Source organism: Acinetobacter sp. SwsAc2 (assembly GCF_013391465.1).
GTDB classification, from domain to species: Bacteria; Pseudomonadota; Gammaproteobacteria; order Pseudomonadales; family Moraxellaceae; genus Acinetobacter; species Acinetobacter johnsonii.
The window spans coordinates 33015-48325 of sequence record NZ_JACBEZ010000002.1; the positions used below are offsets into that span (position 1 = coordinate 33015).

At 42.2% G+C, this 15311-nt stretch carries 11 protein-coding genes; 10 read left to right on the forward strand and 1 reads right to left on the reverse strand.

Annotation, left to right across the window (positions count from 1 at the left end):
• The first annotated feature begins 543 nt into the window (after positions 1 to 543).
• The 10 genes from sdhC (at position 544) to HYI04_RS01450 (ending at position 13271) form a co-directional block, all read left to right on the forward strand.
• Positions 544 to 942, forward strand: a complete 399-nt coding sequence (gene sdhC, locus HYI04_RS01405; protein ID WP_005400408.1) for a succinate dehydrogenase, cytochrome b556 subunit — start codon at positions 544 to 546, stop codon at positions 940 to 942.
• Entirely contained in the window at positions 942 to 1307 is a 366-nt protein-coding gene (gene sdhD, locus HYI04_RS01410) for a succinate dehydrogenase, hydrophobic membrane anchor protein (protein WP_004695554.1), read from the forward strand. Before sdhC ends, sdhD begins: the two co-directional genes overlap by 1 nt.
• Positions 1308 to 1319: 12 nt before the next feature.
• Complete coding sequence (locus HYI04_RS01415; protein ID WP_010327291.1) at positions 1320 to 3218, forward strand: FAD-binding protein; 1899 nt, start codon at positions 1320 to 1322, stop codon at positions 3216 to 3218.
• Between the two features lie 14 nt (positions 3219 to 3232).
• Complete coding sequence (locus HYI04_RS01420) at positions 3233 to 3943, forward strand: succinate dehydrogenase iron-sulfur subunit (protein WP_004982744.1); 711 nt, start codon at positions 3233 to 3235, stop codon at positions 3941 to 3943.
• Positions 3944 to 4745: 802 nt separating this feature from the next.
• Positions 4746 to 7568, forward strand: coding sequence for a 2-oxoglutarate dehydrogenase E1 component (locus tag HYI04_RS01425; RefSeq protein ID WP_010327290.1), 2823 nt, complete (start codon positions 4746 to 4748; stop codon positions 7566 to 7568).
• Positions 7569 to 7584: 16 nt separating this feature from the next.
• Positions 7585 to 8799 (forward strand): 2-oxoglutarate dehydrogenase complex dihydrolipoyllysine-residue succinyltransferase, encoded by a 1215-nt coding sequence (odhB, locus tag HYI04_RS01430; RefSeq protein WP_004695562.1) that lies wholly within the window; start codon positions 7585 to 7587, stop codon positions 8797 to 8799.
• A gap of 59 nt (positions 8800 to 8858) precedes the next feature.
• A complete protein-coding gene (lpdA, locus tag HYI04_RS01435) occupies positions 8859 to 10292 on the forward strand; it encodes a dihydrolipoyl dehydrogenase (RefSeq protein WP_010327289.1) in 1434 nt (477 codons plus the stop codon).
• A gap of 172 nt (positions 10293 to 10464) precedes the next feature.
• Positions 10465 to 11631: an ADP-forming succinate--CoA ligase subunit beta gene (gene sucC, locus HYI04_RS01440; protein ID WP_010327288.1), complete on the forward strand. Its 1167-nt coding sequence runs from the start codon at positions 10465 to 10467 to the stop codon at positions 11629 to 11631.
• An 11-nt stretch (positions 11632 to 11642) separates the two neighbouring features.
• Complete coding sequence (sucD, locus tag HYI04_RS01445) at positions 11643 to 12533, forward strand: succinate--CoA ligase subunit alpha (RefSeq protein ID WP_010327286.1); 891 nt, start codon at positions 11643 to 11645, stop codon at positions 12531 to 12533.
• Between the two features lie 363 nt (positions 12534 to 12896).
• Positions 12897 to 13271, forward strand: a complete 375-nt coding sequence (locus tag HYI04_RS01450) for a hypothetical protein (RefSeq protein ID WP_010327283.1) — start codon at positions 12897 to 12899, stop codon at positions 13269 to 13271.
• A gap of 297 nt (positions 13272 to 13568) precedes the next feature.
• On the opposite strand, the gene HYI04_RS01455 is transcribed toward HYI04_RS01450, so the two are convergent.
• Entirely contained in the window at positions 13569 to 15281 is a 1713-nt protein-coding gene (locus tag HYI04_RS01455) for a flotillin family protein (protein ID WP_005400417.1), read from the reverse strand.
• Between the last annotated feature and the right edge of the window lie 30 nt (positions 15282 to 15311).

Genomic DNA, 15311 nt, shown 5'->3' on the forward strand with positions numbered 1-15311 from the left:
TTTATTTATACGGATGTGAAAAAATTGTTTTAATTAAAATTTATTACGAGATATTTCAATCTTGTAGGGGATTAATCTGTTGCACCAACATCATGCATATTTATGTCACTATATTAAAATAAAATAATGAACATTTTATATATAAATAAAAAATGATTAAAATAAAGCAGTGAAATTAGCTAGTTTTAAAAACAAGACTTTTTTGTGCATCTTTAGTCTAAAGTCGAATTTTACCGTTTTTGTATAAATTTTAGCGCTTGAATTTGGTGTTTATTTTATAAAAACCAACCATATAGCTGAGATTTGAAGCTAAAGTATTGTAGCGCAAGGCATTTATCTATGTGTTAATGATTCTTATTTAAAGAATTTTTATGCAAAAAGGCCAAGGGCATTGTTTGTATTTTGATAGTTCACGTCTTATAATTCAGTGTCGTTTTAAGTTCAAACGCTATTTAATTTAGAGTTTTAAAGTAGCTGCTGAACAATGCCAGCTTTCCTTCGAATTAATTCCAACAAACTCCGGATGGAGTTTTTACTTACAGGATGCCCGCTGTGAAAAGCAACAGACCTGTCAATTTGTCCATGGGTCAAGTTTTAGAAGTAAACTTAAAATCCCCTGTGGCTATTGCATCAATCTTACACCGTCTATCAGGTGTCATCGTATTTTTACTCGTACCGGTACTTCTATGGATTTTAGACAAGTCATTGTCTTCGCCTGAAGGATTTGCTCAAGTTCAGGCTATTTTTAATAGCTTCATTGTGCGTTTTGTCGTATGGGTATTTGTAGCCGGCTTAATTTTCCACTTTATTGCGGGCGTTAAGCACTTACTTGCAGATATCGGTATTGCTGAAGAACTGCAAAGTGGTCGTATCGCAGCTACTATTTCATTGATCTTGTCTGCAATCGGTATCGTTGCGGCATTTGTATGGATTGTTATCTAATGAAAAGTGCTACTGGTTTAACGGGTTCAGGTTCTCGCGATTGGTTTATCCAACGTGTAAGTGCTGTCGTATTAGCGGTTTATACAGTTGTTGTTTTAGGTTGGATCCTATGCAATGGCGGTTTTAGCTATGAACAGTGGTACGGCTTTATGATGACAGCTCCAATGAAGATTTTATCTTTATTGGCCGTCTTATCTCTTGTTGCACATGCTTGGATTGGTATGTGGCAGGTATTCACGGATTATGTGACTACTCGTCAAATGGGTCCTTCAGCTTCAGGTTTACGCCTTGTACTGACTTCAGCAGTAATTATTGCTGTATTTGCATATGCGATCTGGGCAATCCAGATTTTTTGGGCGAATTGATAGGAATAGATCATGGGCGCTATAACCCCTAAAGAAGATTACACAAATATTCCACACGAAACTTTCGATGCTGTCATCGTTGGTGGTGGTGGTTCTGGTATGCGCGCGTCTTACCAACTTGCTCAAGCTGGTTTGAAAGTTGCTGTTTTAACTAAAGTATTCCCAACTCGTTCGCACACAGTTGCAGCGCAGGGTGGTATTGGTGCATCTCTTGGTAACATGCAAGAAGATAACTGGCACTACCACTTCTATGACACTGTTAAAGGTTCTGACTGGTTAGGCGACCAAGACGCGATCGAGTTTATGACGCGTGAAGCGCCACAAGTGGTTTATGAGTTAGAACACTTGGGTATGCCATTTGACCGTAACGCAGACGGTACGATTTACCAACGTCCATTCGGTGGTCACTCTGCAAACTACGGTGAAAAAGCAGTTCCACGTGCATGTGCTGCTGCTGACCGTACAGGTCACGCACTTCTTCACACGCTTTATCAAAGCAACGTGAAAATGGGTACGCAATTTTTTGTTGAATGGATCGCACTTGACCTGATTCGTAACGAAGCAGGTGATGTACTAGGTGTAACAGCAATTGACCAAGAAACGGGTAAAATTGCAGTATTCCAAGCCAAAGCGACATTGTTTGCTACAGGTGGTGCGGGTCGTGTTTACCGTGCATCAACCAATGCTTATATCAACACTGGTGACGGCCTTGGTATGGCGGCTCGTGCAGGTATTCCATTGCAAGATATGGAATTCTGGCAGTTCCACCCAACGGGTGTTGCTGGTGCAGGCGTATTGTTAACTGAAGGTTGTCGTGGTGAAGGTGCAATCCTTCGTAATGATGCTGGTGAGCCATTCATGGAGCGCTATGCACCAACTTTAAAAGACTTGGCGCCACGTGACTTCGTATCACGTTCTATGGACCAAGAAATTAAAGAAGGTCGTGGTTGTGGTCCGAAGAAAGACTACATCTTGCTTGATATGACGCACTTGGGTGCTGAAACGATCATGAAACGTCTTCCATCTGTTTTTGAGATTGGTAAGAAATTCGCGAACGTTGACATCACCAAAGAACCAATTCCAGTTGTACCAACAATTCACTACCAAATGGGTGGTATTCCAACGAATATCCACGGTCAAGTGGTTGTGCCTGAAGGTTCTGAAACTGAAGCATTTGCAGCACATTATGACAAAGATAGCGATATCTATTCGACTAATGCGGGCGATCGTAACTTTACGAAACCTGTTAAAGGCTTCTATGCAATTGGTGAATGTTCTTGCGTGTCTGTACATGGTGCAAACCGTTTAGGTACGAACTCATTACTTGACTTGGTTGTATTTGGTAAAGCTGCGGGTGAGCACATCATTGACTACGTGACTAAACATCACGGTGATGAATACCAACCGCTTCCTACGACTGTACTTGAGCAAACTGTTGCACGTATCCGTAAATTGGATGACTCAACAACTGGTGAAAATGCTCAAGAGGTTGCAGATGCAATTCGTGACATCGTTCAAGACCATGCTGGTGTATTCCGTACAACTGCACTTCTTGAAGAAGGTGTGAAGCAGATTCTTGCGATTGAACCACGTGTACGTAACATTCACTTGAAAGACAAATCTAAAGTATTTAACACTGCGCGTGTAGAAGCTTTAGAAGTTGAAAACTTGTATGAAGTGGCTAAAGCGACATTGATCTCAGCAGCAGCTCGTAAAGAGTGCCGTGGTGCGCATACGGTTGTAGATTTTGAAGAGTCGCCTGATCACCCAGCTTACCCATATGGCCGTCGTGATGATGAGTGGATGAAGCACACATTATGGTTCTCTAGCGATAACCGTCTTGAGTACAAGCCAGTACGTTACAAGCCATTGTCTGTTGCTGCAATTCCACCTAAACCACGTACATTCTAATTGGGAGAAGTAAGATGAGTAGAGGTACTCGTACATTTAATATCTACCGCTACGATCCTGATAAGGATGCAGCGCCGTACATGCAAACTTTCAAGTTAGAATTGACTGATAAGCACCGTATGTTGCTTGATGCACTTCTTGCATTGAAAGTACAGGATGAATCATTAACATTCCGTCGTTCATGCCGTGAAGGTATTTGTGGTTCGGATGGTGTGAACATCAATGGTAAAAATGGTTTAGCATGTCTTTGGAACCTAAACGACTTACCAGAAGTGATTACAGTTCGTCCTTTACCTGGTTTGCCTGTGGTTAAAGATTTAGTTGTGGATATGAACCAGTTCTACGATCAGTACAACAAAATTCATCCATTCTTGATCAACAACCAACCTGCGCCACCAAAAGAGCGTTTACAGTCTCCTGAAGAGCGTGAACACTTAGATGGTTTATATGAATGTATTCTTTGTGCATGTTGTTCAACTTCATGCCCATCATTCTGGTGGAACCCAGACAAGTTCTTGGGTCCTTCAGCGTTGTTAAATGCATACCGTTTTATCATCGACTCTCGTGATACAGCAACTCAAGAGCGTTTGGCTCGTCTAGACGACCCATTCTCGCTATTCCGTTGTAAAGGTATTATGAACTGTGTATCAGTGTGTCCTAAAGGTTTGAATCCAACTAAAGCAATCGGTCACATCCGTAACATGCTTTTAGATGCTGCGGGTTAATCTGTAGGCTGATCTTCAGTTAGAAAAAGCACACCTTTAGGGTGTGCTTTTTTATTTTATAGCTAGATTTTTGCTGTAGAAATAAAGTTGAGTGAGAGTGTGAGGTTGGCACTATTTTTGTTTGTGATAGGTGGCTTTTTTGGAAATTGCACCAGATTGGTGAAAAGCGCGGCGATTTAAAACAAATGTCATAAATAAGTGCAAGTATGAGTCTGCAAAAAAAGTTATGAAGATGTTAATATGGATGTTGTTGATGGGGAGGGCATATTGAAAGATGATGCTCTCTTTTCGTATGTGTTTTTTGGAGTAGACTTTGGTCTACGTTGAAACTCGGTTTTATTTAAAGCACCATATATTAGATGAAATTTTGATATGTGTATTTCGCCAATTTATGAAAGGTATGTGTCAAAAAAATCAATTGAAATATGGGGAGTATGTTAAAATTTTTGCACGTTTATATTTAAAAAATGCGCGCTAAATATGTACATTAATTCAACATTTAAGCAGCATTAGAGCGAGTATAAATGAAGGGTTAGTCGCTTTAGAAAAAATAATGCATCGCCTTATTTTTTCTAAGTCGATTTGCAAAAAATTGCTCGGTTTTGGCCGGGTATGAATGAGTGATGATGCCGCTGAGGGCGTTATGATTCATTGTCACATTGGGTAATTCTAATGTAGTGATAACGCCTCATGGCATCCGCCTTATGGGGACTAATGTCATGTTACCAATTTGACATTACTAATCATGGGTTCGCTTAAAAAGCATCCTGAAATGTTTTTGCAATAGGAAATGGGTCCACAAATGCAAGAAGTTGCTGACGCATTGCGTCTTGACACTGAACTTTCCGCTGATAGTGCAGCGTATATTGAAGAACTTTATGAGCAGTACTTGGCTGCACCAGACTCAGTAGAAGCTGACTGGCGTGCATACTTCGATAAATACCCGAAAGGTGATCAACCACACAGCAATGTACGTGAGCAATTCTTATTACTAGGTCGTAATTCAAGTCGTGTTCAAGCAGTGGTACAGAGTTCTGTTAGTACAGAACATGAGCGTCGTCAAATTGGCGTACTACAACTGATCGCAGCGTACCGTAACCGCGGTCACCAAAAAGCGAAGCTTGATCCTTTAGGTTTGGCAAAACGTGAAATCGTGCCAGATCTTGACCTTGCTGCACATGGCTTAACCCAATCTGATTTAGACACTGTATTCAATACAGGTAATCTTTTGATTGGTAAAGACGAAGCAACTCTAGGTGAAATGGTTCAAGCCATGGAAGCAACGTACTGTGCTTCAATTGGTGCAGAATACATGCACATTGTTGATACCAAAGAAAAACGTTGGATTCAACAACGCCTTGAAGGTGCACGTGGTCAATTCAACTTCACTGCAGAACAGAAAAAACACGTATTAGAGCGTTTAACTGCGGCTGAAGGCCTAGAAAAATTCCTAGGTAATAAATACGTTGGTGCAAAACGTTTCGGCGTGGAAGGTGGTGAATCTTTCATTCCAATGGTTGATGCTTTAATTCAGCGTGCAGGTTCTGTAGGTTGTAAAGAAGTGGTCATTGGTATGCCACACCGTGGTCGTTTGAACCTTCTTGTAAACATCATGGGTAAAAACCCAGCAGACCTATTTGGTGAGTTCGAAGGTAAGAGCTTACATAAAAAAGGTTCTGGTGACGTTAAGTACCACCAAGGTTTCTCTTCAAACGTAATGACTCCAGGTGGCGAAGTTCACTTGGCATTGGCGTTTAACCCGTCTCACTTAGAAATCGTCGGCCCTGTGGTTGAAGGTTCAGTGCGTGCACGTCAAGTTCGTCGTAAAGACATTGGTGGCGATGACGTATTGCCAGTAATTGTTCACGGTGATGCTGCATTTGCAGGTCAAGGTGTTAACCAAGAAACCTTCCAAATGTCACAAACACGTGGCTATACAGTGGGTGGTACGGTTCATATTGTGGTGAATAACCAAGTCGGTTTCACAACGTCTGATCCACGTGATGCGCGTTCTACAGAATACTGTACGGACATCGCGAAAATGATCCAAGCACCGATCTTCCATGTGAACGGTGATGATCCTGAATCAGTATTGTTTGTTGCGCAATTGGCACATGACTTCCGTCATACTTTCCGTAAAGACGTTGTCATTGATATGTTCTGTTACCGCCGTCGTGGTCACAACGAAGCGGACGAGCCAGCTGCAACTCAGCCAATGATGTATCAAGTCATCAACAAGAAAACGACAACGCGTGCGCTGTATGCAGACCAATTGGTTCAAGAAAGCGTATTAGACCGTGCTAAAGCAGATCAAATGGTTGAAGACTACCGTGCTGATTTAGAAGCAGGTAAGCACGTTGCAAATGCATTGGTACTTGAACCAAATACAAAAATGTTTGTAGATTGGGCACCGTACTTAGGACATGACTATACAGACGTATGGGATACAACATGTTCTGAGGATCGCTTAAAAGAGCTTGGTCGCAAAATGCGCGAGCTTCCTGAAGGCTTCGTGATGCAGCGTCAAGTTGCAAAAGTGATTGATGATCGCTTAAAAATGCAAACTGGCGAAATGCCATTGAACTGGGGTGCTGCAGAAACTTTGGCTTATGCATCTATTTTAGATGATGGCTATTTGGTTCGTTTGACTGGTGAAGACGTTGGTCGTGGTACCTTCTCACACCGTCATGCAAAACTGCATAACCAAGTGGATGGTTCAACGTACATTCCACTTTGCCATATCAAAGAAAATCAACCACGTACTGCTATTTATGACTCATTGTTGTCTGAAATGGCGGTGTTAGGTTTTGAGTATGGTTATGCAACGACTCTGCCTAAGAGTTTGATCATTTGGGAAGCACAATTTGGTGACTTCGCAAACTGTGCACAGGTGGTAATCGATCAGTTCATCGCATCAGGTGAAACCAAGTGGGAGCGTGTGTGTGGTTTAACCTTACTTCTTCCTCACGGTTTTGAAGGTCAAGGTCCAGAGCACTCATCTGCACGTTTAGAGCGTTTCTTGCAGCTATGTGCTGAAGACAACATGCAAGTGATGACACCGACTACGCCTGCACAGATTTTCCATGCTTTACGTCGTCAAGCGATTCGCCCAATTCGTAAGCCAATGATCATCATGTCACCGAAGTCTTTACTTCGTCACAAGCTTGCAACGTCTACTTTAAGTGAACTTGCAAATGGTACATTCCAAACTGTGATTGATGAAATCGACAACATCAACAAAGCAGACGTAACACGTTTAGTGCTTTGTGGTGGTAAGGTTTACTATGACTTGCTTGAGAAACGTCGTGAGCAAGAGTTGAATAACACTGCAATCGTTCGTATTGAACAATTGTATCCATACCCTGAACAACGTATTGCTGAAGTTCTTGCTCAATATCCAAATGTGAAAGACATTGTTTGGACGCAAGAAGAGCCGAAGAACCAAGGTGCTTGGTTATTTATTGCCCCTCGTTTATATGATGATGTAATGAAGTCGGCTAAACCAGTACGTATCAGTTATGCAGGTCGTGAAGCTTCTGCTGCACCGGCTTGTGGTTCACCATATTTGCATGCAAAACAACAAGCTCAGCTCGTAAATGACGCTTTAGCGATCGTAGCTGAATAACAGGAGATTCTTAGTAATGGCAACCGAAATTAAAGCACCGGTATTCCCTGAGTCAGTTGCGGACGGAACAATCGCAACTTGGCACAAACAACCAGGTGAAGCAGTATCACGTGATGAAGTGATCTGTGATATTGAAACAGATAAAGTTGTTTTAGAAGTTGTTGCTCCTGCTGACGGTACAATTGCATCGATCATTAAAGGTGAAGGTGACACTGTTCTTTCAAATGAAGTGATTGCACAGTTTGAAGAAGGTGCTGTATCTGGCGCTGCGCAAACTGAAGCAGTTCAGTCTGAAGCGAAAGTAGAACAAGCGGTTGTTCAAACTGAAGCGGGTGCTGCACCAGTCGTTGAACGTGCTCAAGTTGCTGATCAAGCGCCTGCTGTGCGTAAAGCATTGACTGAGTCTGGTATTCCAGCTGCTGATGTTGCAGGTACAGGCCGTGGTGGTCGTATCACAAAAGAAGATGTGGCAAATCACCAAACTAAACCAGCAGCTCCAGCTGCAGCACCATTAAGTGTTGCTGTGGGTGAGCGTGTTGAGAAGCGTGTTCCTATGACACGTCTTCGTAAGCGTGTTGCTGAGCGTCTGCTTGCTGCAACGCAAGAAACTGCAATGTTGACGACGTTTAACGAAGTGAACATGAAGCCAATCATGGAAATGCGTGCTCAATACAAAGACGCATTTGAGAAGCGTCACGGTGCGCGTCTTGGCTTTATGTCTTTCTTTGTTAAAGCTGCAACTGAAGCGCTTAAACGCTACCCAGCAGTTAACGCTTCAATTGATGGTGATGACATTGTTTACCACGGTTATTATGACATCGGTGTAGCGGTATCTTCTGAGCGTGGTCTAGTTGTACCTGTGCTTCGTGATACAGACCGAATGAACTATGCTGAAGTTGAAAATGGTATCCGTGACTTTGCTTACAAAGCACGTGATGGCAAATTGGGCATCGAAGACATGACTGGCGGTACGTTCACAATCACCAACGGTGGTACTTTCGGTTCATTATTGTCGACTCCGATCTTGAATACACCACAAACTGCGATTTTGGGTATGCATAAAATCCAAGAGCGTCCAATGGCTGTAAACGGTCAAGTAGAAATCTTACCGATGATGTATTTAGCGCTTTCTTATGACCACCGTCTAATCGATGGTAAAGAAGCAGTTGGTTTCCTTGTAACAATCAAAGAATTGTTAGAAGAACCAGCTAAATTGATCCTTGACCTTTAATTCTAAAGAATAAAACATGGGCTTAGAGCGATCCTCTAAGCCCATTTTTGGAGATAAAAATGTCTCAACAATTTGATCTTGTTGTAATTGGCGGTGGCCCAGGTGGCTATGAAGCAGCGATTCGTGCAGCGCAGCTTGGTTTTAAAGTTGCGTGTATTGAAAAACGTATTCACAAAGGCAAACCATCATTAGGTGGGACGTGCTTAAACGTGGGTTGTATTCCGTCTAAAGCATTGCTTGATTCTTCTCACCGCTACGAAGATACAGTGCATCACTTAGCTGATCACGGTATTACAACAGGTGAAGTGAACTTTGATTTGCCTAAACTCCTTGCGCGTAAAGACAAAATCGTTGACCAATTAACTGGCGGTATCGACCAATTACTTAAAGGTAATGGTATCGAGTGGTTAAAAGGTACAGGTAAATTACTTGCAGGCAAAAAAGTCGAGTTTGTATCTCACGAAGGTGAAACTCAAATTTTAGAGCCTAAATATGTGATTCTTGCGACGGGTTCTGTGCCTGTGAACATTCCTGTAGCTCCAGTAGATCAAGACATTATTGTTGACTCTACAGGCGCACTAGAATTCCAAGAAGTACCTAAGCGTTTAGGTGTCATTGGTGCGGGCGTAATCGGTCTAGAGCTTGGTTCAGTATGGCGTCGTCTAGGTGCTGAAGTTGTTGTATTTGAAGCGATGGACGCATTCTTACCAATGGCTGATAAAGCCTTGGCGAAAGACTACCAAAAACTTTTGACGAAACAAGGTCTTGATATCCGTGTTGGTGCTAAAGTTGCTGGCACAGAAGTTAATGGTTCTGAAGTCACTGTTAAATATACTCAAGGCGGCGAAGAAAAAACTCAAGCGTTTGATAAGTTGATCGTTTGTGTAGGCCGTCGTGCATATGCTGAAGGTCTATTGGCTGATGATTGCGGCATCAAACTCACTGAACGCGGTTTAGTTGATGTGAACGATTGGTGTGCGACGTCTGTTGACGGTGTATATGCAATTGGTGACTTGGTCCGTGGCCCAATGCTTGCGCATAAAGCGATGGAAGAAGGTGTAATGGCTGTTGAGCGTATTCACGGTCATGCAGCTCAAGTGAACTATGACACGATCATTTCTGTGATCTACACACATCCAGAAGCAGCATGGGTCGGTTTAACTGAAGAGCAAGCCAAAGAAAAAGGCCATGAAGTTAAAACAGGTCAATTCGGTTTTGCTGTCAATGGTCGTGCTTTAGCAGCTGGTGAAGGTGCTGGTTTCGTGAAGTTTGTTGCTGATGCAAAAACTGATCGTTTACTGGGTATGCACGTGATTGGACCTGCTGCATCTGACATCGTACACCAAGGTATGATTGCACTTGAGTTTGTATCTTCGGTTGAAGATCTACAGTTGATGACTTTCGGTCACCCAACATTCTCAGAAGTGGTTCATGAAGCTGCACTTGCAGTGGATGGTCGAGCGATTCACGCAATCCAGCGTAAACGCAAATAAGACAACGAAAAGAGCGACTACGGTCGCTCTTTTTTGTTTCAGGTGTTGTCTTCTCATGAAGAATCATCTAAAAATAAAGACAAGAAGTTTTAAAAATCCAAAATGGTTACTGTGATAGTAAACAGTTTCGGTGCAACAAAAAGTAAATAAGCAGTAATAAAAAGGTTAGTCGATGAATTTACATGAATATCAAGCTAAAGCGCTATTAAAAAAATATGGTATGCCTGTCCAAGAGGGCGTACTTGCCACCACTCCAGAAGAAGCAGTAAAAGCCTTTGATCAAATAGGCGGAAAATTTGCTGTAATGAAAGCCCAGGTGCATGCGGGTGGTCGTGGTAAGGCGGGTGGCGTAAAAGTTGTAAAGTCAGCAATGGAAGCTGCTGAATATGCAAAAAGCATCATCGGGACCAACCTCGTTACCTATCAAACCGATAGTCATGGCCAACCTGTCAACAGCGTACTTGTCGCGGAAGATGTTTATCCTGTGGAGCGTGAGCTGTATTTAGGTGCAGTGGTTGACCGCTCAAGCCGTCGTGTGACCTTTATGGCTTCGACCGAAGGTGGCGTTGAAATTGAAAAGGTTGCTGAAGAAACCCCTGAAAAAATTATCAAAGTTGAAGTCGATCCTTTGGTTGGCTTATTGCCATTTCAAGCACGCGAAGTTGCATTTAAGTTGAACCTTAAAGATGGTCAAGTGAATCAATTTGTGAAAGTGATGTCTGCTGCGTATCAAGCATTCATCGAGAATGACTTTGCTTTATTTGAGATTAACCCACTATCTGTGCGTGAAAATGGTGACATCCTATGTGTCGATGCCAAAGTGGGGATTGACTCAAACGCGCTGTACCGTTTACCAGAAATTGCTGCGCTGCGCGATAAGTCACAGGAAAATGAACGTGAGTTAAAAGCGTCTGAATTTGACCTCAACTACGTCGCGCTTGAAGGCAACATTGGGTGTATGGTTAATGGTGCAGGCCTTGCGATGGCAACCATGGATATTATTAAACTTTATGGCGGCCAACCTGCGAACTTCCTTGATGTCGGTGGTGGTGCAACTAAAGACCGTGTAATTGAAGCGTTTAAAATTATTCTGGCAGATACCTCTGTACAAGGGGTATTGATTAATATCTTCGGTGGAATTGTACGTTGTGACATGATTGCTGAAGCAATTATTGCAGCGGTTCAAGAAGTAAATGTGACCGTACCTGTAGTTGTTCGTTTAGAAGGGAACAATGCTGAATTGGGTGCCAAATTACTTGACGAATCAGGTTTAAAACTTATTTCTGCAAATGGCTTGTCGGATGCCGCAGAAAAAATTGTTGCTGCAGTAAAAGCGTAAGGAGTATCAATATGAGCGTATTAATTAATAAAGACACCAAAGTATTGGTACAAGGTTTTACAGGTAAAAACGGTACATTCCACTCAGCACAAGCACTAGATTATGGAACTAAAGTCGTTGGCGGGGTAACTCCTGGTAAAGGTGGCACAACCCACCTAGATTTACCTGTATTTAACACCATGAAAGATGCAGTTGCAGGCACAGGCGCAGATGCGACTGTGATTTATGTGCCAGCACCGTTTGTATTAGATTCAATTATTGAAGCAGTGGACTCAGGTGTTGGACTGATTGTGGTCATCACAGAAGGCGTGCCAACTTTAGACATGCTCAAAGCCAAGCGCTATCTTGAAACCAATGGCAATGGTACACGTCTGATTGGTCCAAACTGTCCGGGTATTATTACTCCAGATGAATGTAAGATCGGGATTATGCCGGGTCATATTCACCAACCGGGTAAAATTGGTATTATCTCGCGTTCAGGCACGTTGACTTATGAGGCAGTTGCTCAAACGACGAAACTAGGCTTAGGGCAATCGACCTGTATTGGTATTGGTGGTGATCCAATTCCGGGCATGAACCAAATTGATTGTTTGAAACTGTTCCAAGACGATCCACAAACTGAAGCGATTATCATGATTGGTGAGATTGGTGGTACGGCTGAAGAAGAAGCCGCGGAATATATTCAATCGCATGTGACTAAACCTGTGGTGGGTTATATTGCCGGTGTAACAGCACCGAAAGGCAAGCGTATGGGGCATGCGGGAGCGATTATTTCTGGTGGTAAAGGTACTGCGGAAGAAAAGTTTGCAGCATTTGAAAAGGCTGGGATGGCCTATACGCGTAGCCCAGCAGAACTCGGTTCAACGATGTTCCAACTTTTAAAGGACAAAGGTTTAGTTTAAGCCTTTTATATTTTAAAGGAAAAAGCCGTATGTCTTAATTGCACATACGGCTTTTTTGTGGAGAGCATATTGGTTTGCCCTAATACATTTCTCTGTATAAAAATAATATGGGGGTTAGAGTGTTTAATCTTAGCTGAAAACTATATTTAGCCATATTGGACAAAAAACAAAATGGGTAAATTAGTGCAAGATTTGCTATGTACTTAACAATCTGAGAGTTGATAAATATTTGGTGTACACTGTTTATATAGGAGACTATGCTATATTCATAATTAAAATAATTCTTTTGAAGACATAGTATTGCAGATGTTAAAGCCTATTCATTTATTGTTTTGTCGTTGCTTATTCTTGTTCGGGCTAGCGATGAATAGCGCTTATGCTGAAAATGAAGACGTCTACTTGGCTGAGTCTTTGAGTGATGATATTTTCCACTATTATCAGCAGTTAGCGGCACAACATGATGAAGAAGAAAACGATTATACATTGATCAATAACGATTTTTATGAGAATGAATATATTCGTATATTTAACTACTCGGCCTACAACTCGGATGGTTTGAGCCATAAATTAGGGACAGGGGAATTTCACAGTTCAGACTTGGATGTACTCAGTATTTCATTCGGGTATGGTATTGAAATTAAAGTCAACAAAAGAAATAAAGTGGGATATGAGTACCTTTCAAATTTTCCTTATGATCGTGGGCAATTGATTCGTTTCTTTTGGGTGCGTTTGCACTAAATAGCTTAATTCTATTTATTCATTAAAAAGTTTTTTCCGTTACTGTTTAGAATATTTTCACTCAATTGTAGCGTCTAGGATGTTCATATTACTTTTTGGACTTTTCTGATGGTCGGCGAATCTATTATCAAGCTAAAATAACTTAAATTTTTATAATAGATGATGGGCTTACTGCGCTGGGCAAATTCTTAGGTTTATCGTTTTAACAGCTTAAATGTGTATTTTATTGAAAGTTAAATATTAAAGTAGATAAAAAACGCGACAGATCGTCGCGTTTTTTGCTTGTAAGTATAAGTGCTATTGAGTTTTGCTTTGCGGTTTTAAGCTTTGGGTTAAACCATTGATGTCGCCGCCTTGAATCCCTAGTTCATTCATCAAGCTATCAATTAGTGGTGCTTGAGTACGATAGCGTAGCGCACTATTTACCACTTGATCAGACAAAGCAACTTGTGAAGATTCCGCACCATCAACCCCAGATGCTACTGAACCGACATTGCCTAAACCATTGACCTGTAAAATTTTGATGTCATCAATATTTTCCATCGGTTTAACACTTTCACGAATGATTTCAGGTAAGTATTTTAACAAAGCTAGCCGAATTTGCATTTCGACTTGCTCAGGAGATAAGACGTTGTTGGCCTCATTCACCGCACGTGTACCATCCGCGTCGACTTGGTATTGTTTTTCCATTGCTTGAGCCAATAGTATTTTGGCATCTGCTTCACCTTTGGCTTTTAAGCGAGCTTGTTCGGCTTGAGCTTCCGCTGCAATACGAACGGCTTCGGCATCATCGGCAGCGGCTTGTTTGCCTGCTTCAGCTGCAACCGTAATCGCAATCGCATCTTTTTCTGCAGCTTGCTTCGCAGCAACCAACTCAACTGCTTTTTGACGCTCAGCACGCTGGGTTTCACGTACGGTAATCACTTCTTCTTCGGCTTTAACGGCTTCAGCACGGGCACGGTCAGCAGAAGCTTTGGCTTCAGACTCTTCACGCGACTTTTCAGCAATTGCAATGGCACGTGACTGTTCAGCCAGCTCGATGGTTTTCTTTTGTTCAACCTGCGCTTGTTCAATAATTTGTGATTTTTGAATATTTTGGCTTTCCACATCACGTGCTGCACCAATACGCTTTAACTCTACTTCACGCTCAGCTGCAATACGTGCTTCTTCTGCTTCACGTTTTTTCTCTGCTTCTTGAGAGGCAATTTCAGCCAATTGTTCTGCACGGCGAATTGCAATTTCACGCTCTTGCTGTAGTTTGGCGTATTCTTCTTCACGAATGATTTGTAGGCGCGCTTGTTCTGCTTCTAAGTTTTTGGTCTTAATGGCAAGGTCAGCGTCTTGCTCAATGTGATTACGTTTACGACGACGGTCTTCAATTGTTTCGGTCAGCTTGGTTAAACCTTCGGCATCGAATGCATTTTGAGGGTTAAAGTATTTGAAACCTGTTTGGTCTAAACCTGTTAATGACACAGTTTCTAGCTCTAGACCATTTTTATGTAAGTCTTCGGACACGACTTGTTGTACTTTTTGCACGAAATCCACGCGTTTTTCATGCAACTCTTCCATCGCCATTTCAGCTGCTACAGCACGCAAGGAATCGACAAATTTACCTTCTACAAGGTTCTTCAACTCATTTGGAGACATGGTTTTCTGTCCCAAAGTCTGCGCGGCCACTGCAATTGATTCTGCTAGTGGCTTCACACGGACATAGAACTCAGCCATGACATCGACGCGCATACGGTCCCGGGTAATGAGCGCTTGATCATCAGCACGGCGAACCTCTAAACGTAGCGTGTTCATGTTGACAGGGATAATTTCATGTAATACAGGCAGTACAATTGCACCGCCACCTAAAATGACTTTTTCGCCGCCAAAACCGGTACGTACGAAAGAGATTTCTTTGCTGGAACGACGGTACAGACGGGCAATAATAATGCCGATAATAACCAGAGCTGCAAAGATAATCCCTGCAAGAATAAGAATGTTATAGAAATTGTTGCTGAGCATAAGGGTCCCGATTTTATTTAAAGTTATAAG

Excerpts from the sequence above, each read along its gene's own strand:
- HYI04_RS01450 (WP_010327283.1), top strand. The coding sequence starts at position 12,897 with ATGAATAGCGCTTATGCTGAAAATGAAGACGTCTACTTGGCTGAGTCT.
- HYI04_RS01415 (WP_010327291.1), top strand. The coding sequence starts at position 1,320 with ATGGGCGCTATAACCCCTAAAGAAGATTACACAAATATTCCACACGAA.
- odhB (WP_004695562.1), top strand. The coding sequence starts at position 7,585 with ATGGCAACCGAAATTAAAGCACCGGTATTCCCTGAGTCAGTTGCGGAC.
- sdhD (WP_004695554.1), top strand. The coding sequence starts at position 942 with ATGAAAAGTGCTACTGGTTTAACGGGTTCAGGTTCTCGCGATTGGTTT.
- sdhC (WP_005400408.1), top strand. The coding sequence starts at position 544 with ATGCCCGCTGTGAAAAGCAACAGACCTGTCAATTTGTCCATGGGTCAA.
- HYI04_RS01425 (WP_010327290.1), top strand. The coding sequence starts at position 4,746 with ATGCAAGAAGTTGCTGACGCATTGCGTCTTGACACTGAACTTTCCGCT.
- sucD (WP_010327286.1), top strand. The coding sequence starts at position 11,643 with ATGAGCGTATTAATTAATAAAGACACCAAAGTATTGGTACAAGGTTTT.
- lpdA (WP_010327289.1), top strand. The coding sequence starts at position 8,859 with ATGTCTCAACAATTTGATCTTGTTGTAATTGGCGGTGGCCCAGGTGGC.
- HYI04_RS01455 (WP_005400417.1), bottom strand. The coding sequence starts at position 15,281 with ATGCTCAGCAACAATTTCTATAACATTCTTATTCTTGCAGGGATTATC.
- HYI04_RS01420 (WP_004982744.1), top strand. The coding sequence starts at position 3,233 with ATGAGTAGAGGTACTCGTACATTTAATATCTACCGCTACGATCCTGAT.
- sucC (WP_010327288.1), top strand. The coding sequence starts at position 10,465 with ATGAATTTACATGAATATCAAGCTAAAGCGCTATTAAAAAAATATGGT.